At 70.9% G+C, this 18,136-nt stretch carries 14 protein-coding genes and 4 tRNA genes; 9 read left to right on the top strand and 9 right to left on the bottom strand.

Going from position 1 to position 18,136, the window contains the following annotated elements:
• Positions 1 to 54 precede the first annotated feature (54 nt).
• The 6 genes from purS (at position 55) to purM (ending at position 6,998) form a co-directional block, all read left to right on the top strand.
• Positions 55 to 327, top strand: a complete 273-nt coding sequence (purS, locus tag E4U92_RS29670) for a phosphoribosylformylglycinamidine synthase subunit PurS (RefSeq protein WP_067056252.1) — start codon at positions 55 to 57, stop codon at positions 325 to 327.
• Entirely contained in the window at positions 324 to 1,028 is a 705-nt protein-coding gene (purQ, locus tag E4U92_RS29665; RefSeq protein ID WP_137303522.1) for a phosphoribosylformylglycinamidine synthase subunit PurQ, read from the top strand. The genes purS and purQ overlap by 4 nt, the downstream gene beginning before the upstream one ends.
• Positions 1,025 to 3,283, top strand: a complete 2,259-nt coding sequence (gene purL, locus E4U92_RS29660) for a phosphoribosylformylglycinamidine synthase subunit PurL (protein ID WP_137303521.1) — start codon at positions 1,025 to 1,027, stop codon at positions 3,281 to 3,283. Before purQ ends, purL begins: the two co-directional genes overlap by 4 nt.
• 124 nt (positions 3,284 to 3,407) lie before the next feature.
• Positions 3,408 to 4,205, top strand: coding sequence for a maleylpyruvate isomerase family mycothiol-dependent enzyme (locus E4U92_RS29655; protein ID WP_137303520.1), 798 nt, complete (start codon positions 3,408 to 3,410; stop codon positions 4,203 to 4,205).
• Between the two features lie 164 nt (positions 4,206 to 4,369).
• Positions 4,370 to 5,899, top strand: a complete 1,530-nt coding sequence (gene purF / locus E4U92_RS29650) for an amidophosphoribosyltransferase (protein WP_137303519.1) — start codon at positions 4,370 to 4,372, stop codon at positions 5,897 to 5,899.
• Between the two features lie 34 nt (positions 5,900 to 5,933).
• Positions 5,934 to 6,998: a phosphoribosylformylglycinamidine cyclo-ligase gene (gene purM / locus E4U92_RS29645; RefSeq protein ID WP_137303518.1), complete on the top strand. Its 1,065-nt coding sequence runs from the start codon at positions 5,934 to 5,936 to the stop codon at positions 6,996 to 6,998.
• An 80-nt stretch (positions 6,999 to 7,078) separates the two neighbouring features.
• On the opposite strand, the gene E4U92_RS29640 is transcribed toward purM, so the two are convergent.
• Positions 7,079 to 7,324, bottom strand: coding sequence for a DUF3073 domain-containing protein (locus E4U92_RS29640; RefSeq protein WP_137303517.1), 246 nt, complete (start codon positions 7,322 to 7,324; stop codon positions 7,079 to 7,081).
• Between the two features lie 325 nt (positions 7,325 to 7,649).
• Entirely contained in the window at positions 7,650 to 8,744 is a 1,095-nt protein-coding gene (locus E4U92_RS29635; protein WP_137303516.1) for a Leu/Phe/Val dehydrogenase, read from the bottom strand.
• 255 nt (positions 8,745 to 8,999) lie between these two features.
• On the opposite strand from E4U92_RS29635, the gene E4U92_RS29630 reads away from it, so the two are divergent.
• Together E4U92_RS29630 and bldC are read left to right on the top strand one after the other, a co-directional pair.
• On the top strand, positions 9,000 to 9,842 hold the full coding sequence (locus E4U92_RS29630) for a DUF8083 family protein (protein ID WP_137303515.1): 843 nt from the start codon (positions 9,000 to 9,002) through the stop codon (positions 9,840 to 9,842).
• A gap of 498 nt (positions 9,843 to 10,340) precedes the next feature.
• Positions 10,341 to 10,547 carry a developmental transcriptional regulator BldC gene (gene bldC, locus E4U92_RS29625; RefSeq protein WP_003949541.1) on the top strand — a complete coding sequence of 69 codons (207 nt, stop codon included), beginning with the start codon at positions 10,341 to 10,343 and terminating at the stop codon, positions 10,545 to 10,547.
• A 458-nt stretch (positions 10,548 to 11,005) separates the two neighbouring features.
• On the opposite strand, the gene E4U92_RS29620 is transcribed toward bldC, so the two are convergent.
• The 7 genes from E4U92_RS29620 to E4U92_RS29590 form a co-directional block, all read right to left on the bottom strand.
• Positions 11,006 to 11,197, bottom strand: coding sequence for a DUF6274 family protein (locus E4U92_RS29620; protein WP_137303514.1), 192 nt, complete (start codon positions 11,195 to 11,197; stop codon positions 11,006 to 11,008).
• Between the two features lie 239 nt (positions 11,198 to 11,436).
• Positions 11,437 to 11,511: transfer RNA gene (locus tag E4U92_RS29615), tRNA-Asp, on the bottom strand.
• Positions 11,512 to 11,604: 93 nt separating this feature from the next.
• On the bottom strand, positions 11,605 to 15,567 hold the full coding sequence (hrpA, locus tag E4U92_RS29610; protein ID WP_137303513.1) for an ATP-dependent RNA helicase HrpA: 3,963 nt from the start codon (positions 15,565 to 15,567) through the stop codon (positions 11,605 to 11,607).
• Positions 15,568 to 15,668: 101 nt separating this feature from the next.
• Positions 15,669 to 15,742: transfer RNA gene (locus tag E4U92_RS29605), tRNA-Phe, on the bottom strand.
• 24 nt (positions 15,743 to 15,766) lie between these two features.
• Positions 15,767 to 15,841: transfer RNA gene (locus E4U92_RS29600), tRNA-Asp, on the bottom strand.
• A gap of 49 nt (positions 15,842 to 15,890) precedes the next feature.
• Positions 15,891 to 15,963 (bottom strand) — tRNA-Glu (locus tag E4U92_RS29595).
• Between the two features lie 80 nt (positions 15,964 to 16,043).
• Positions 16,044 to 17,609 carry a metallophosphoesterase family protein gene (locus E4U92_RS29590; protein WP_229862735.1) on the bottom strand — a complete coding sequence of 522 codons (1,566 nt, stop codon included), beginning with the start codon at positions 17,607 to 17,609 and terminating at the stop codon, positions 16,044 to 16,046.
• A 106-nt stretch (positions 17,610 to 17,715) separates the two neighbouring features.
• Here E4U92_RS29590 and E4U92_RS29585 point away from each other — a divergent pair, with 106 nt between their 5' ends.
• Complete coding sequence (locus E4U92_RS29585) at positions 17,716 to 18,066, top strand: metallopeptidase family protein (protein WP_067239422.1); 351 nt, start codon at positions 17,716 to 17,718, stop codon at positions 18,064 to 18,066.
• Positions 18,067 to 18,136 lie beyond the last annotated feature (70 nt).

Genomic DNA, 18,136 nt, shown 5'->3' with positions numbered 1-18,136 from the left:
TTTTGTGCGGGTAGTCTGAAGGAACCTGCTCAGCACCACACACCGGGAGTGCCAGTGGCACGCGTCGTAGTCGACGTCATGCTCAAGCCGGAGATCCTCGACCCCCAGGGCCAGGCGGTCCAGCGTGCGCTGCCGCGCCTGGGTTTCGAGGGGATCTCGGACGTACGTCAGGGAAAGCGTTTCGAACTGGAAGTTGACGGGCCGGTCGACGAGGCCGCGCTCGCCCGCATCCACGATCTTGCGGAATCCTTCCTCGCCAACACCGTGATCGAGGACTTCACCGTCAAGGTGGAAGAGGCCGCGGAAGTCGCGGAGGCGGCGAAGTGACCGCTCGTATTGGCGTCGTCACTTTCCCGGGCAGTCTGGACGACCGGGACACGCAGCGTGCGATCCGTATCGCCGGGGCCGAGCCCGTCGCCCTCTGGCACAAGGACAAGGACCTCAAGCAGGTCGACGCCGTCGTCCTGTGCGGCGGTTTCTCCTACGGCGACTACCTGCGGGCCGGCGCCATCGCCCGCTTCTCGCCGGTGATGGAACCCCTGATCGACCAGGCGAAGGCCGGCCTGCCGGTGCTCGGCATCTGCAACGGCTTCCAGATCCTCACCGAGGCCCACCTCCTCCCGGGCGCGATGCTCGGCAACGACCACCTCCACTTCATCTGCCGCGACCAGAAGCTGCGGGTGGAGAACGCGGAGACCGCCTGGACCACGGACTACAGCGCCGGCCAGGAGATCCACATCCCGCTGAAGAACATGGACGGCCGGTACGTCGCCGACGACTACACGCTGGACCAGCTGGAGGCCGAGGGCCGAGTGGCCTTCCGCTACGTCGCCCGCGACGGAGTCGCTGATGAGCACTACAACCCGAACGGCTCGCTGCGGGACATCGCCGGCATCACCAACGAGGCCGGGAACGTCGTCGGCCTGATGCCGCACCCCGAGCACGCCGTCGAGTCGCTGATCGGTACGGGCCGTACCGACGGCCTGCCCTTCTTCACCTCGATCCTCAAGAAGCTGGTCACCGCATGAGCAGGACGCCTCTGGACACGGTCGAGCACGCGGCCGCGACCCCCGACGTCGAGCTGCCCTGGGCCGAACTCGGCCTGAAGAAGGACGAGTACGAGCGGGTGGTGGAGATCCTCGGCCGCCGCCCGACCGGCGCCGAACTCGCCATGTACTCGGTGATGTGGTCCGAGCACTGCTCGTACAAGTCCTCCAAGGTCCACCTCCGCCAGTTCGGCGAGAAGGCGCCGCAGAGCGACGCGCTGCTCGTGGGCATCGGCGAGAACGCCGGCGTCGTCGACGTCGGCCAGGGCTACGCCGTCACCTTCAAGGTCGAGTCGCACAACCACCCGTCGTACGTGGAGCCCTACCAGGGCGCGGCCACGGGTGTCGGCGGCATCGTGCGCGACATCATCGCGATGGGCGCCCGCCCGGTCGCGGTCGTGGACCCGCTGCGCTTCGGCGCGGCCGACCACCCCGACACCAAGCGCGTCCTGCCCGGCGTGGTCGCCGGCATCGGCGGCTACGGCAACTGCCTGGGCCTGCCCAACATCGGCGGCGAGGTCGTCTTCGACGCCTGCTACCAGGGCAACCCGCTGGTCAACGCCGGTGCCATCGGCGTGATGCGGCACGAGGACATCCACCTCGCCAAGGCGTCCGGCGCGGGCAACAAGGTCATCCTGTACGGCGCCCGCACCGGCGGCGACGGCATCGGCGGTGCGTCGATCCTGGCCTCCGAGACCTTCGACGACGCCAAGCCCTCCAAGCGGCCGGCGGTCCAGGTCGGCGACCCGTTCCAGGAGAAGCTGCTCATCGAGTGCACCCTGGAGGCGTTCGCCGAGAAGCTCGTGGTCGGCATCCAGGACCTCGGCGCGGCCGGACTGTCCTGCGCCACCAGCGAGTTGGCGTCCAACGGCTCCGGCGGCATGCGCGTGACCCTGGACGACGTACCGCTGCGCGACTCCACGCTCTCGCCCGAGGAGATCCTCATGAGCGAGTCGCAGGAACGCATGTGCGCGGTCGTGGAGCCCGACAAGGTCGAGCGGTTCCTGGAGATCTGCGACAAGTGGGACGTCATCGCCACCGTGATCGGTGAGGTCACCGACGGTGACCGTCTGGAGATCTTCTGGCACGGCGGGAAGATCGTCGATGTCGACCCGCGCACGGTCGCGCACGACGGCCCGGTCTACGAGCGTCCCTACGCCCGCCCGGACTGGCAGGACGCCCTCCAGGCCGACGACGCCGGCAAGCTGCCCCGCCCGGCCACGTCCGAGGAGCTGAAGGACCAGGTCCTGAAGCTGGTGGCGTCGCCGAACCAGGCGTCGAAGAAGTGGATCACCTCGCAGTACGACCACTTCGTGCAGGGCAACACGGTGCTGGCGCAGCCGGAGGACTCCGGCATGATCCGCGTCGACGAGGAGTCCGGCCTGGGCGTCGCCATCGCCACCGACGGCAACGGCCGCTACGCCAAGCTGGACCCGTACACGGGCGCCCAGTTGGCGCTGGCCGAGGCCTACCGCAACGTCGCCACGACCGGTGCCAAGCCCCTCGCGGTGTCCGACTGCCTGAACTTCGGCTCGCCCGAGGACCCGGCCGTCATGTGGCAGTTCGCGGAGGCCGTGCGCGGTCTGGCGGACGGCTGCCTGCAGCTCGGCACCCCGGTGACCGGCGGCAACGTCTCGCTCTACAACCAGACGGGCGAGGCGGCCATCCACCCGACCCCGGTCGTCGCCGTGCTCGGCGTGATCGACGACGTGGCCCGCCGCACCCCGGTCGCCTTCCAGGAGGAGGGCCAGCTCATCTACCTCCTCGGGGACACCCGAGAGGAGTTCGGCGGCTCGGCCTGGTCCCAGGTGGTCCACGACCACCTCGGCGGTCTGCCTCCGCGGGTCGACCTGGAGCGCGAGCGCCTGCTGGCGGAGATCCTGATCTCCGCCTCCCGCGACGGCATGATCGACTCGGCGCACGACCTGTCCGACGGCGGCCTGGTGCAGGCGGTCGTGGAGTCGGCGCTGCTGGGCGGCAAGGGCGCGCGCCTGATCGTCCCGGACGGTCTGGACGCGTTCACCTTCCTCTTCTCGGAGTCGGCCGGCCGCGCGATCGTCGCGGTCCCGCGCTCGGAGGAGGTCCGCTTCAACGACATGTGCGGCGCCCGCGGCCTCCCGGCCACCCGCATCGGCGTGGTCGACGGCGACACGGTGGAGATCCAGGGCGAGTTCACCCTCACCCTGGACGAACTCCGCGAGGCCCACGAGAGCACGATCCCGTCGCTGCTGGCGTGACCGGCGTTCCGTAGCCGGCGAGGGGCCCCGTCCGTGATCCACGGGCGGGGCCCCCGCGCGTGCCGCCCGCCCCGGTGACCGGGGACGGCCCGGCGGCTCCGCGGGCGCGTCCTAAGCTCACCCCATGCCCCCCGCCAAGAAGCGCCCCCGCGCCTACGACCCCGCCAAGACCCGTGCCGCCGTGCTCGCGCAGTTCGGGCACCTGCGGCAGGCCGTCCGGGGGCTCACGCCCGAGCAACTGGCGCTGCCCACCCGGCTCGGGGACTGGACCGTGCGGGACCTCGCGGCGCACGTGACGATGGCCGTGGAGACCGTCAGCCGCAATGCCGAGCGGGCGGAGCCGGCCAGGGCCGAGCTGACCCTCGTGCAGTGGCCCTCCGCCACCGCCGGCCGCGCCGCCGACATCTCCGACGGCACCCGGCGCCTCGCCGCGGAGAACCCCGACCTCGACGCCCTCTACGCCCGTACCGAGGACCGCTTCCGCACCACGCTCGCGGACACCCCGGGCACCCGGCTGCTGGCGGCCCGCACCGGCGCGATGGCGCTGGACGACTACCTCGTCACCCGCACCGTCGAGCTGGTCGTGCACACCGACGACCTGAACGCCGCCGTCCCGGGTCTGGACGTGCCCCACGACCGCCAGGCGCTGGCCGCCTGCACCCGGCTGCTGGCGGACGCGCTCGCCGCGAAGGCGCCCGGCGGGGCGACGGAGGTGCGCGTGCCGCCGTACGCCGTGGTGCAGTGCGTGGCGGGTCCCCGGCACACCCGGGGCACCCCGCCGAACGTCGTCGAGACCGATCCGCTGACCTGGATCCGCCTCGCCACCGGCCGTCTGACCTGGGCGGACGCCGTGTCCGAGGCCAAGGTCGCGGCGAGCGGCGAGCGGGCCGACCTCAGCGCGCTGCTGCCGCTGCTGTCCTGAGCCCCGCAGGCCGTGCGGTGTGCGACGCCTCACTCGCGAAACGGGCCGGAACGGGCCCCCGGCACCGACACCACCGCGGTGACCTGGGGAAACCCCGCGAAGATCCTTTGCTGCCGGTCATCACCGATTCGGCCCAGCGCGGGACCTCGCCTACACTCGACAACGTGCCACGTGGTGACGGTCTCCTCAATCACGATCTGCTCCCCGGTGAGAAGGGCCCCCAGGACGCCTGCGGCGTCTTCGGTGTCTGGGCTCCCGGCGAAGAGGTCGCCAAGCTCACGTACTTCGGGCTCTACGCCCTCCAGCATCGGGGCCAGGAATCCGCGGGAATCGCGGTCAGCAACGGCTCCCAGATCCTCGTCTTCAAGGACATGGGCCTCGTCTCCCAGGTCTTCGACGAGACCTCGCTCGGTTCGCTCCAGGGTCACATCGCGGTCGGTCACGCCCGCTACTCGACCACCGGTGCCTCCGTGTGGGAGAACGCCCAGCCGACGTTCCGCGCCACCGCGCACGGTTCGATCGCGCTCGGCCACAACGGCAACCTCGTCAACACGGCGCAGCTCGCCGAGATGGTCGCGGACCTGCCGAAGGACACCAACGGCCGCTCCACCCGGGTGGCGGCCACCAACGACACCGATCTGCTCACCGCGCTCCTCGCGGCCCAGACGGACGAGGACGGCAAGCCGCTGACCATCGAGGAGGCCGCCCACACGGTCCTGCCGAAGGTCCGGGGCGCGTTCTCCCTCGTCTTCATGGACGAGCACACCCTGTACGCCGCCCGCGACCCGCAGGGCATCCGCCCGCTGGTCCTCGGCCGGCTGGAGCGCGGCTGGGTGGTGGCCTCCGAGTCCGCCGCCCTGGACATCTGCGGCGCCTCCTACGTCCGGGAGATCGAGCCGGGCGAGTTCGTCGCCATCGACGAGAACGGCCTGCGCACCTCCCGGTTCGCGGACGCGAAGCCCAAGGGCTGTGTCTTCGAGTACGTGTACCTGGCCCGCCCGGACACCGACATCGCCGGCCGCAACGTGTACCTCTCCCGCGTGGAGATGGGCCGCAAGCTGGCCGCCGAGGCCCCGGTCGAGGCCGACCTGGTCATAGCGACCCCGGAATCCGGCACCCCGGCCGCCATCGGCTACGCGGAGGCCTCCGGCATCCCCTTCGGCGCGGGCCTGGTGAAGAACGCCTACGTCGGCCGCACCTTCATCCAGCCCTCCCAGACGATCCGCCAGCTCGGCATCCGTCTGAAGCTGAACCCGCTGAAGGAAGTCATCAAGGGCAAGCGCCTGGTGGTCGTGGACGACTCGATCGTGCGCGGCAACACCCAGCGGGCCCTGGTGCGCATGCTCCGCGAGGCGGGCGCCGCCGAGGTCCACATCCGGATCTCCTCGCCGCCCGTGAAGTGGCCCTGCTTCTTCGGCATCGACTTCGCCACCCGCGCCGAGCTCATCGCCAACGGCATGACGATCGAGGAGATCGGCACCTCGCTGGGCGCCGACTCGCTGGCGTACATCTCCATCGACGGCATGATCGAGGCGACCACCATCGCCAAGCCGAACCTCTGCCGCGCCTGCTTCGACGGCGAGTACCCGATGGAGCTCCCGGACCCCGAGCTGCTCGGCAAGCAGCTCCTGGAGACCGAGCTGGCGGCCGGCCCCGCGGCCACGGCCGCGGCCGACGCGATCCGCCGCCCGTAACACCCTGCAGTACGACACGAAAGCTCTCACAGTCATGTCTGAGACAACTGGTGCCAGCTACGCAGCGGCGGGCGTCGACATCGAAGCGGGCGACCGCGCCGTGGAACTGATGAAGGAGTGGGTGAAGAAGACCCAGCGCCCCGAGGTCCTCGGCGGCCTCGGCGGGTTCGCCGGCCTCTTCGACGCCTCCGCCCTCAAGCACTACGAGCGCCCCCTGCTGGCCTCCGCCACCGACGGCGTGGGCACCAAGGTGGACATCGCCCGGCAGCTCGGCGTCTACGACACCATCGGCCACGACCTGGTCGCCATGGTCATGGACGACATCGTGGTGTGCGGCGCCGAGCCGCTGTTCATGACCGACTACATCTGCGTCGGCAAGGTCCACCCCGAGCGGGTGGCCGCCATCGTCAAGGGCATCGCCGAGGGCTGCGTGCTGGCCGGGTGCGCCCTGGTCGGCGGTGAGACGGCCGAGCACCCCGGTCTGCTGGGCGAGGACGACTTCGACGTCGCCGGGGCCGGTACGGGCGTCGTGGAGGCCGACCGGCTGCTCGGCGCGGATCGCATCCGTACGGGCGACACGGTGATCGCCATGGCGTCCTCCGGGCTTCACTCGAACGGGTACTCCCTGGTGCGGCACGTGCTGCTGAACGAGGGCGGCCTGTCCCTGGACGCGCGGATCGACGAGCTCGGCCGCACCCTCGGCGAGGAGCTGCTGGAGCCGACCAGGATCTACTCGCTGGACTGCCTGGCGCTGACCCGCACCGCGGACGTGCACGCCTACAGCCACGTCACGGGCGGCGGTCTCGCGGCGAACCTGGCCCGGGTGATCCCGGACGGGCTGCACGCGGTGGTCGACCGCTCCACGTGGACACCGGCGCCGGTCTTCGACCTGGTCGGCCGGACGGGCCGGGTCGAGCGGCTGGAGCTGGAGAAGACGCTCAACATGGGCGTCGGCATGATCGCGATCGTGCCCGAGGAGTCGACGGACGTGGCCCTGGCCACGCTGGCCGACCGCGGGGTCGAGGCGTGGGTGGCCGGCGAGATCACCGAGCGGGGCGAGAGGACGACCGGCGCGGAACTGGTCGGCGACTACGCGTAGGCCCCCCGGGGCAGCACGAAACCCGGCCCGGGGCCCTCGGCTCCGGACCGGGTGACGCAACGGCTAGGCCGTTGTCGGCACTACGCGCCGCGACGGTGCTGGGAGGAGTCCTCGTCGTCGTCCTCGCCGTCCTCGTACAGCTCGGCGTACCGGGCGTACAGGTCGTCGTCGTGCTCATCGTCCTCGAACCGGTCGCCGTTCGGCGACGTGTTCGACGTCGATGCGCCCAGCTCTTCGGCCAGGCGTGAGAGGTCCGTCCCGCCGCTGTTGTACTTCAGCTGGCGGGCGACCTTCGCTTGCTTGGCCTTGGCCCGGCCGCGCCCCATGGCTCGACCCCCTCAACGACGGGGCTCGACGGCCCCAGAGTCTTGACACGCGTTCATGATCTAGAACGGTCTCTCCGCGGAGGGACCGTCTGTAGGGCTTCCACGGTACCTGAGCCCGCACCCATACGGTACGTCGCCCGTAGGAAGGGCGTGTGCGCAGGACCCTCGAGGTGCCCCGTCCTCGCTGGTCAGTGGCGATTTTAACCACTTATCGGCGGGCGACCCGCCGGGAAGAGTGAGAGTTCTCTCCAACATCCCGCCCGGCGGTACCGCCCGAAGTCCCGTCCGGGGCCCCTGAAGACGTGCCCGAATAGTTACAGGACCCTCACCATCCGCGCCGCTGGGCGGCCTCGTGGATGCGCTGCTCGGCGATCCGGTCGGCCGCCGCGGCCGGCGGAATGCCGTCCTCCTTCGCACGTGCGAAGATCGCCAGCGTGGTGTCGAAGATCTTCGCCGCCTTGGCCTTGCACCGCTCGAAGTCGAAGCTGTGCAGCTCGTCGGCGACCTGGATGACACCGCCGGCGTTCACCACGTAGTCCGGCGCGTAGAGGATCCCGCGGTCGGCGAGGTCCTTCTCCACGCCCGGGTGGGCGAGCTGGTTGTTCGCGGCGCCGCACACCGCCTTGGCGGTCAGCGCCGGCACGGTGTCGTCGTTCAGGGCACCGCCGAGCGCGCACGGGGCGTAGAAGTCCAGGCCCTCGGCGCGGATCAGGGTCGCGGTGTCGGCGACGGCCGTGACGCCCTCGGGGTGCGCGGCGAGGATGCGGCCCACGGCCTCCTCGCGCACGTCGGTGATCAGGACCTCGGCGCCCTCGGCCCGCAGGTGCTCCACCAGGTGGTGACCGACCTTGCCCACGCCCGCGATGCCGACCCGCCGGCCGCGCAGCGTGGGGTCGCCCCACAGGTGCTGTGCGGAGGCCCGCATGCCCTGGTAGACGCCGAACGCGGTGAGCACCGAGGAGTCGCCGGCGCCGCCGTTCTCGGGGGAGCGGCCCGTCGTCCACCGGCACTCGCGCGCCACGACGTCCATGTCGGCGACGTAGGTGCCGACGTCGCAGGCGGTCACGTAGCGGCCGCCGAGGGAGGCCACGAACCGCCCGTAGGCGAGCAGCAGCTCCTCCGTCTTGTCCCGCTCGGGGTCACCGATGATCACGGCCTTGCCGCCGCCGTGGTCCAGTCCGGCCATGGCGTTCTTGTACGACATCCCGCGCGCGAGGTTGAGGGCGTCGGCGACGGCCTCCTCCTCGGTGGCGTACGGGTAGAAGCGCGTCCCGCCCAGGGCGGGGCCCAGCGCGGTGGAGTGGAGGGCGATGACGGCCTTGAGGCCGCTGGCGCGGTCCTGGCAGAGCACGACTTGCTCATGACCGCCCTGGTCCGAGTGGAACAGGGTGTGCAGGACGCCGTCGGATACGTCGGTCACGGTGGTGACTCCTGGGTAACTAGCGACGGTTGGGGTCGGGGCTCCGCGCGGACCCTCCCCGCGCGCTTGTGGCGCGTGCGGCAGGGCGCCGGGGCCTGTGGGACGAGCGTAGAGCCTGGAGGGGCCGGCGGACGCGCAGTGCCGTGGATCACGTCCCCGGGTGGTACGGCCGTGCGACGATTCGCATGGTTTTGCGGCCCGTCCGAGGGCGGGTCCGCCAGGTTTCCCGGTCGGCCGGAGGGGGAGGGAGCAGGCGTGCCCAAGGTGTCCTCGGTGATCGTCCCGTACGCCGCGTACCTGCGCGTGTACGAGCCGCTGGCCGCCTTCCCCGAGCCCGAGCGCGCCCACTGGGAGCGCTACGCCCGGCGCCCGGACCGGCCCTCGTACCAGGACGAGCTGCGCCGCTCGCTGGCCGACCTGGTGCCCACCCCGCCGGTGGCGGTGCCGGTGCACGAGAGCGGCGACGCGTTCGTGATGGAGGCCGACGGCGTGCTGTGCGTGTGCCCGTGGCGCACCCGGCTGCGCGGCTGGCAGGCGCTGGACGACCTGGACGAGGAACTGCCGCCGACGGTCCGGGACGCCGTCCTGCCGCCGGTGGTGCGCCGGCAGGCCGCGCAGGACTACGAGCGCTGGCTGGCCCGCAACCCGGACGCCCGGCCGTGGATCCGTACGGCGACTTGGCAGGTGCCGATCAACTGGTTCGTGCTCGTCTCCGACGAGGAGCGGCGCTACGACCGGGGGACGGCGGACGTGCCCCCGCTGCTGCGCTACCGCACCCCGATGGTGCAGGCGCGCCGCCGGGTGGCCCGGGGGCTGCGCACCCTGCGGGACACGATGGACGAGGGGCCGCTCGTCGACGGCCTGCTGGACGTGGGGCGCTGGCTGGAGGAGTTCCACCCGCGCTCGGTGGTCGAACTCGACTACGGCGGCCTGGTGCACACGCTCCCCGCACGCCACCTGGAGGCCGACCACTCGGCCGCCGACGTCGCCGAGGGCATCGAGGCGCTGCGCCGGGGCGACGGGGAGCGGGCCGGGGAGGCGTACGCGCGGCTGGTGGAGCGCTGGCGGGCGGTGCGGGAGCGGCGGTCCGCGAACTGACCCGGGTTCAGGTGACCTGCGTCACGGCTTGAACGGTCCTCCAGCGCGTACGGTCATCGCACTTCCGGAAGTTGACGGGACGTAGGTCCCGATCCGGACGTAAGCGTCAAGGGTGACAGAACGCACGTACAAGGCCCTTGCGTCCCTTGCCACTCCTCATGCCAAAATAGGACAAGGAGTCCGGGGAGGGCTCTGTCTCAGCATTGCACGCTTTGGGGGGTCTGGTGCCTCCTGATCGCCCTGTGACTGATCGTCACAGTGGCGTGACTGTCCGCTATGGCATGGTCCATCGGCTTCCGTCGGTGATGAACGCCTGGGGGGGCAATTCCATCGGTTTGGCCGACGCGGCTGGACAGATGGTGTAGTTGTAGTGCCGAGGACAAGCCGTTCGTCCTATAACCGACTCGACTCGCGTCCGCCATTTCGGGCAACGCGGGTCAAGGTGCAGAATTTAGAGGAAAGAACCGAGAAGGTTCGGTTCTCCCGAGGAGGCCGCTCATGACCGCTCGCACCCCTGATGCCGAGCCGCTGCTGACCCCGGCTGAGGTCGCCACGATGTTCCGCGTCGACCCGAAGACGGTCACGCGGTGGGCGAAGGCCGGCAAGCTCACGTCGATCCGTACGCTCGGCGGACACCGCCGTTACCGCGAGGCTGAGGTCCGCGCTCTGCTGGCGGGCATCCCGCAGCAGCGCAGCGAGGCCTGAACAACTGAATACCGGGCAGAACGGCTGGTCCCCCAATCGGCCGTCGCGCCCGAACCCTGGCTCCGAGCGACGCGGGTGCCTGCCCCAACAGGCCCCTCGCCCACGCCGAACACATCGGTGAGGCACGCAAGACAGGGTGCGTCGTAGATCGCGCTGGACTCCGCCGGGTCCAGCGCGATCTTTTTTGTGCGCCGAACCGGAGGGGCGGGGGATCTGTGAGTGCCCTTGTGGGACTCTGGGGAGCCCTGTCGGGTCGGCTGTGCGCCGCCTCCGGGGAGAGTGCAATTGCACATATTAAATCGACCCGTTGTAGGAGCGGGGTAAGAACCACCGCTCCGGAAATTCATGCGGTGACTCCCGTCACATGCCAGGGGCCTTGTTGCCGCTGGTTCGGGTGGGTTAAGGGGAATACCTGCCCCAGTCCCCCACGGCCGCACGGGAGTTGACGCCGTCCCGGATCAGGCGGGCGAGGGCGTCTCCTCCTCGGCCGGCTCCCCGGGCGCCTGTACGGCCGCTGGGGCGCCCTCCAGGGCCAGCCGCAGCAGACGGAGGCAGACGGGACAGTGCCGGGTCGCGTGCCCGTAGGAGGACGCGGCCGACAGGTGCGCCCGGAGCAACGCCCGCGTCTCGTGCCTACCCGATGCCGCCATGCGCGCCACCTCCCCTGCTTCCGGGGTACCGAGCGAACGACGGACCGTCAAGAGGGCGACGGGCAACGCAAAGAGCCCGGATCCGAAGATCCGGGCTCTCTTTCACACTGCGGTCCTGACAGATGTGCTGCGTCCACGGCGGCTACCGCCGCGGGCGCGGCCTCCGCCCCGCAGGGTGGCGAGGTGGCGCCGGGACACGCGAAAGGCCCGGACCGTGGTGGTCCGGGCCTTCACTGCTGCGGTCCTGACGGGATTTGAACCCGCGGCCTCCACCTTGACAGGGTGGCGAGCACTCCAAACTGCTCCACAGGACCTGGTTTCGCTGCGCTGTTCGTGCGTTGCGCTGCGAGAAGGACTGTACAGGAGGGTGAGCCCGCTGGTCGAACTCACCCCCCGTACGGGCGTGATCACGGAGCGGCGGCGTCGATCGCCTTCACGATCCGCTTGTCGGAGATGGGGTACGCCGTGCCCAGCGCGTGGGCGAAGTAGCTGACCCGCAGCTCCTCGATCATCCAGCGGATCTCCAGGACCTGCTGCGGGACGGGCCGTCCGGCCGGCATCTGCTCCAGCAGCCAGGCGAACTCGTCCTGCATCTCGTGGACCTTCTCCATGCGCGTGGTGTCCCGCTGCACGCTGGTCGGCATCTGCTGCAGCCGCCGGTCCGCGGCCACCAGGTAGCGCATCAGGTCCGGCAGCCGCCGCAGCCCCGCCCAGGTCACGAAGCCGGGCTTCACCAGGGCGTCCAACTGCTTGCGCACGTCCTGGAGGTTCGCCAGCAGCGCGGGGCTGCGAACCGCCTTCAGCCGCCGCTCGCACGCCTGCCAGGCGGCCAGCACCTGCTGCACCTGGCCCACCGTGCGGACCGTCGTGTCGACGATCTCCGCGCGCACCTTGTCGTACAGCTTGCGGTAGGACTCCTCGTCCCACGCCGGCCCGCCGAAGTCGGCGATCAGCTTGTCCGCCGCGGCCAGGGCGCAGTCGTCGAACAGCGCCTGGATCGAACCATGCGGATTCGACGACAGCGCGAGCTTCTGGGCGTTCGTCAGCTTCTCGGACGCGAACTTCGCCGGGTTGACCGGGATGTTGCGCACGATCAGCCGGCGGGTGCCCTGCCACATCGCCTCGGCCTGCTCGGCCTCGGTGTCGAAGAGCCGTACGGAGACGGTGTCGCCGTCGTCGACCAGCGCCGGGTACGCCTTGACCGGCTGGCCGGCCCGGCGGGTCTCGAAGACCCGGGTGAGCGTGCCGATCGTCCAGTCGGTCAGGCCCGTACGCTCCAGCGACTCACCGCCCCGGCGCTCCGCGGTGGCCGCCGCGGCCTGCGACAGGGCCTTGCGCGCCCGGGGCTTGAGCTGGAGCCTCAGCGCCTCCAGGTCCTTGTCCTCGGCGAGCTTGCGGCGCCGCTCGTCGACGATCCGGAACGTGATCTTCAGGTGGTCGGGGACCTTCGACCAGTCGAAGTCCTCGGCCTCGAACGGCACCCCGACCATGCGCTTCAGCTCGCGCGCCATGGTCACCGTCAGCGGCTCCTGCAGCGGCGTCGCCCGCTCCAGGAACGCCTTGGCGTAGTTGGGCGCGGGCACGTAGTGGCGCCGGACCGGCTTGGGCAGGGAACGGATCAGCTCCGTCACCACCTCCTCGCGCAGGCCCGGGATCTGCCAGTCGAAGCCCTCGTCGGTGACCTGGTTGAGCACCTGGAGCGGGATGTGGACGGTCACGCCGTCCGCGTCCGCACCCGGCTCGAACTGGTACGTCACCCGGAACTTCAGCTCGCCCTGGCGCCAGGTGTCCGGGTAGTCGGCCTTGGTGACCGCCTCCGCCGACTCCCGGATGAGCATCTCCCGCTCGAAGTCGAGGAAGTCGGGCTGCTCCTGCCGCTTGCGCTTCCACCAGGAGTCGAAGTGGGCGCCGGAGACCACGTGGTCGGGCACCCGCTGGTCGTAGAAGTCGAACAGCGTCTCGTCGTCGACCACGATGTCCCGGCGCCGCGCCCGGTGCTCCAGCTCCTCGACCTCGCTGAGGAGCCGGCGGTTGTCGGCGAAGAACTTGTGGTGCGTGCGCCAGTCGCCCTCCACGAGCGCGTTGCGGATGAACAGCTCCCGGCTGGCCTCCGGGTCGATCCGGCCGTAGTTCACCTTCCGCTGGGCGACGATCGGCACGCCGTACAGCGTGACCTTCTCGTACGCCATCACGGCCGCCTGGTCCTTCTCCCAGTGCGGTTCGCTGTACGTCCGCTTCAGCAGGTGTTCCGCGAGCGGCTCGACCCAGTCCGGCTCGATCCTCGCGTTGACGCGGGCCCACAGGCGGGAGGTCTCCACCAGTTCGGCCGACATCACGAAGCGCGGCTGCTTCCGGAACAGCGCCGAGCCCGGGAAGATCGCGAACTTGGCGTTGCGGGCGCCCAGGTACTCGTTCTTGTTGCCGTCCTTGACGTCCTTCATCCCGATGTGGGACAGCAGGCCGGCCAGCAGCGAGACGTGGACGCGGTCCGGTTCGGCGTCCTGGTCGTTGAGGTGGATGCCCATCTGCTTGGCGACCGTGCGGAGCTGGGTGTAGATGTCCTGCCATTCGCGGATGCGCAGGAAGTTCAGGTACTCCTGCTTGCACATCCGGCGGAAGGAGCTGGAGCCCCGCTCGCGCTGCTGCTCCCTGACGTACCGCCAGAGGTTGAGGTAGGCGAGGAAGTCGCTGGTCTCGTCCTTGAAGCGGGCGTGCTGCTGGTCGGCCTGGGCCTGCTTGTCGGCCGGGCGCTCGCGCGGGTCCTGGATGGACAGCGCGGCGGCTATCACCATGACCTCGCGGGCACAGCCGTTGCGGTCGGCCTCCAGGACCATCCGGGCCAGCCGCGGGTCGACGGGAAGCTGGGCGAGCTTGCGGCCGGTCTGCGTGAGCCGCTTGCGGGGGTCCTTCTGGTCGGGTTCCAGCGCGCCCAGCTCCTGCAGGAGCTGCACGCCGTCGCGGATGTTGCGGTGGTCCGGCGGGTCGATGAAGGGGAACTTCTCGATGTCGCCGAGGCCGGCGGCGGTCATCTGCAGGATGACGGAGGCGAGGTTGGTGCGCAGGATCTCGGCGTCGGTGAACTCCGGCCGGGCGAGGAAGTCCTCCTCGCTGTACAGCCGGATGCAGATGCCGTCGGACGTACGGCCGCAGCGGCCCTTGCGCTGGTTGGCGCTGGCCTGCGAGACCGGCTCGATGGGCAGCCGCTGGACCTTGGTGCGGTGGCTGTAGCGGGAGATGCGGGCGAAGCCGGGGTCGATGACGTACTTGATGCCCGGGACGGTCAGCGAGGTCTCCGCCACGTTGGTCGCCAGAACGATCCTGCGGCCGGTGTGGGGCTGGAAGACCCGGTGCTGCTCGGCGTGCGAGAGGCGGGCGTAGAGCGGGAGCACCTCGGTGAACGGGAACTTCCGTTTCTCCAGCGCGTCCGCCGTGTCGCGGATCTCCCGCTCGCCGGAGAGGAACACCAGGATGTCGCCCTGGCCCTCGCCGCGCAGCTCCTCGACCGCGTCGATGATCGCGGTGATCTGGTCGCGGTCGGCGTCCGCGGCCTCGTCCGCGTCGTCGCCGACCTCCTCCAGGAGCGGCCGGTAGCGCACCTCGACCGGGTACGTCCGTCCGCTGACCTCGATGATCGGGGCGTCGCCGAAGTGCCGCGAGAAGCGCTCGGGGTCGATCGTCGCCGAGGTGATGACGACCTTCAGGTCCGGCCGCTTCGGCAGGAGCTGCGCCAGGTACCCGAGCAGGAAGTCGATGTTGAGGGACCGCTCGTGGGCCTCGTCGATGATGATCGTGTCGTAGGCGCGCAGCTCGCGGTCGGTCTGGATCTCGGCGAGCAGGATGCCGTCGGTCATCAGCTTGACGAACGTGGCGTCCGGGTCGACCTGGTCGGTGAACCGCACCTTCCAGCCGACGGCCTGGCCGAGGGGGGTGCGCAGCTCCTCGGCCACGCGCTCGGCGACGGTGCGGGCGGCGATGCGGCGGGGCTGGGTGTGCCCGATCATGCCGCGCACGCCCCGGCCCAGCTCCAGGCAGATCTTCGGGATCTGCGTGGTCTTGCCGGAGCCGGTCTCACCGGCGACGATGACGACCTGGTGGTCGCGGATCGCCGCCGCGATGTCGTCCTTCTTCTGGGAGACGGGCAACTGCTCGGGATAGGTGACCGCGGGCACGCGCGCGCGCCGGCCGGCCATCCGCTCCTCGGCCTTGCCCACCTCGGCCTCGATCTCGGCCAGTACGGCCGCGCGGGCCTCCGGCTTGCGGATCTTGCGCGCGCCCTCGAGCCTGCGCCCGAGCCGGTGCGCGTCACGCAGGGACAGCTCGGCCAGACGGGGGGCGAGGGCGCCGAGGGCGGGGGCGGGGTGCGTAGACATACGCGATCCAGGATCTCATCCCGCGGAAATTTCGCGCGAACGCTTTTGCTCCGGGACGGCGAGAGACCCCCGCCGGAATCCCGGCGGGGGCCTCTCCACTGTGGCTGGGGCCGGGGTCGAACCGGCGACCTATCGCTTTTCAGGCGATCGCTCGTACCAACTGAGCTACCCAGCCACGAGACCTCTTGCGAGATCTCAGCGGTCCTGACGGGATTTGAACCCGCGGCCTCCACCTTGACAGGGTGGCGAGCACTCCAAACTGCTCCACAGGACCAAGCTGTTGTGTGCGACGAACGCGCTCAAGTGTCGCACACCGTACTGCGTGCCCCCAACGGGATTCGAACCCGTGCTACCGCCTTGAAAGGGCGGCGTCCTAGGCCGCTAGACGATGAGGGCTATCGGCCCGCCTGGGCGCTTCTCAGCGCGTCGGGGACGTGAGAAGCATATGGGATGGCGGGAGGTATCGCCAAAACGGTTTACGGGGCGGTCGCCGGGCCGGTCGGCGTCGTGGTCGTGGGGGTCGCGGTCGTGGTCGTGGGGCTCGCGGTCGCCGGGTCCGTCGGCGTCGGGGCGGCCCCCGGCTGGTTCTCCTTCGGCAGGTGGCGGCTGACCTCGGCCGTCGTCAGGCCCAGGCCGCCCAGCTTGATCTCGTCCCACGCCTGCAGCCGCCGGGTGTCCCGGTCGAGATAGAGGATCGACGCCTCGATCGGGTCGGGGTACTTGCCCTCGACGGCCCGCAGCCCGCTGCCGCCGGTGGACCCCTCGACCCGCAGCCGCGTGCCCTTCTCCAGGACCTCGGTCTGCTCGTGGTGCAGATGGCCGGCCAGCACCAGCGGCACCTCGCCGTCCACGCCCCGCGCCGCGCTGGGCTCGTGCGCGATCGCCACGTCCACCGGCGTCCCCGCCGCCCGCTGCGCCCGCAGCGCCGCCGCGAGCTCCGCGCCGGCCCGCTCCTCGGCGTCCCCGCCGCCCGGCACCGTGGAGCGGTCCGGCGTGTACTGGGGGTCGCCGATGCCCGCGAAGCGCAGCCCGGCGACGGTCACGGCCCGCCCCCGGTCCAGGACGTGCACGCCGCGCACGCCCTCCAGGTAGCGCTGGGTGAGCACCGAGTCGTGGTTGCCCCGGACCCACACGTACGGCGCCCCCAGGTTGGCGACCGGGTCGAGGAAGCCGTTCTCCGCCGCCGTTCCGTGGTCCATCGTGTCGCCGGAGTCGACGATCACGTCCACCTTGTACTGCTCCACCAGCGAGGCGATGATCTTCCAGCTCGCCGGGTTGAGGTGGATGTCGGACACGTGCAGGACGCGGACGGTCGTCGGGTCCGGCTGGTAGGCGGGCAGCGTGGAGGTGACGTCGTAGAGCTTGGTCACGTTCGTCACCAGGCGGGCCAGTTCCTTCTGGTAGACGTCGAACTCCGTGACGATGCTGCGGGCGTTGCCCACGAGCGACGGGGCGGACGAGAGCAGGCCCGAGAAGCGCGGCTCCAGCACCGACTTCGGGTTCCACGTGGCGTACGCCGTGCCGCCCGAGGCCGCCAGCAGCGCCAGGGCCAGTCCGCCGGCCGCCGCGGCGCGGCCCGGGCGGCGGTAGACGGCGAGGCCGAGGGCCGTGGCGCCCGCCACCACTGCCACGCAGGAGCGCACCGCCAGGTCGAGCGTGCCGTGCTCGACGTCCCGCGCCACCTCGTCCTGGAGGCCGGACAGCCGTTCCGGGTGGTCCACCAGGGCCTGCGCGCGGGCCGGGTCGAGCTGGTCGACGTTCACGTCCAGGCGGACCGGCGCGACATGACTGTCCAGGTGCAGCGCGCCCAGCGGCGAGACGTTGATCTTCGTCCCGCCGCTCAGCGAGGGGCGCAGGGTCATCGTGGTGTTCATCGGGCCGACCTGCGCCCGGACGTTCCCCACGACCAGCAGCCCGAGCCAGGCCCCGGCGAGGACGACGGTGACGAGGCCGAGGGCGCGGCGCCAGGGGTGCGGGCGCGGGGCGAGTGCGAGGACGGGCGGCTTCGGCTTTCGCCTTCCGGGGGTGCGGACGCTGACCATTGGTCCCGTATGCCCAAGTGCGCGGGCGGGCATGCGGACGTCGGCCCGGGCCGCCGGTCGCGTCCTTGCCCGGCGCCCACGCGCCCGCGTGCCCGACAATGGCCCTGTGCTGGAGATGACGCGCGAGGAGTTCGAGGAACTGGTCGCCGAGGCGCTGGACCGTATCCCGCCGGAGCTGACGCGGCTGATGGACAACGTCGCGGTGTTCGTCGAGGACGAGCCACCGGCCGACGACCCGGAGCTGCTCGGGCTGTACGAGGGGACTCCGCTCACCGACCGCGGGGAGTGGTACGCGGGCGTGCTGCCCGACCGGATCACCGTCTACCGGGGTCCCACCCTGCGGATGTGCGCGACCCGGGAGGAGGTCGTCGAGGAGACCGAGGTCACCGTGGTGCACGAGATCGCCCACCACTTCGGCATCGACGACGCGCGGCTGCACGCCCTCGGCTACGGGTAGTCGCCCGCGGGGAGCGTGTCCTCTTATGGGCGGCGGGAGTTGGGCAGGTTGACTCCCGTCCCCCATCGGA

The sequence above is a fragment of the Streptomyces galbus genome, assembly GCF_005280195.1.
Classification (GTDB): domain Bacteria; phylum Actinomycetota; class Actinomycetes; order Streptomycetales; family Streptomycetaceae; genus Streptomyces; species Streptomyces galbus.
Note: the sequence above shows the minus strand (reverse complement) of the source record. Positions and strands in the feature narration are given on the sequence as shown.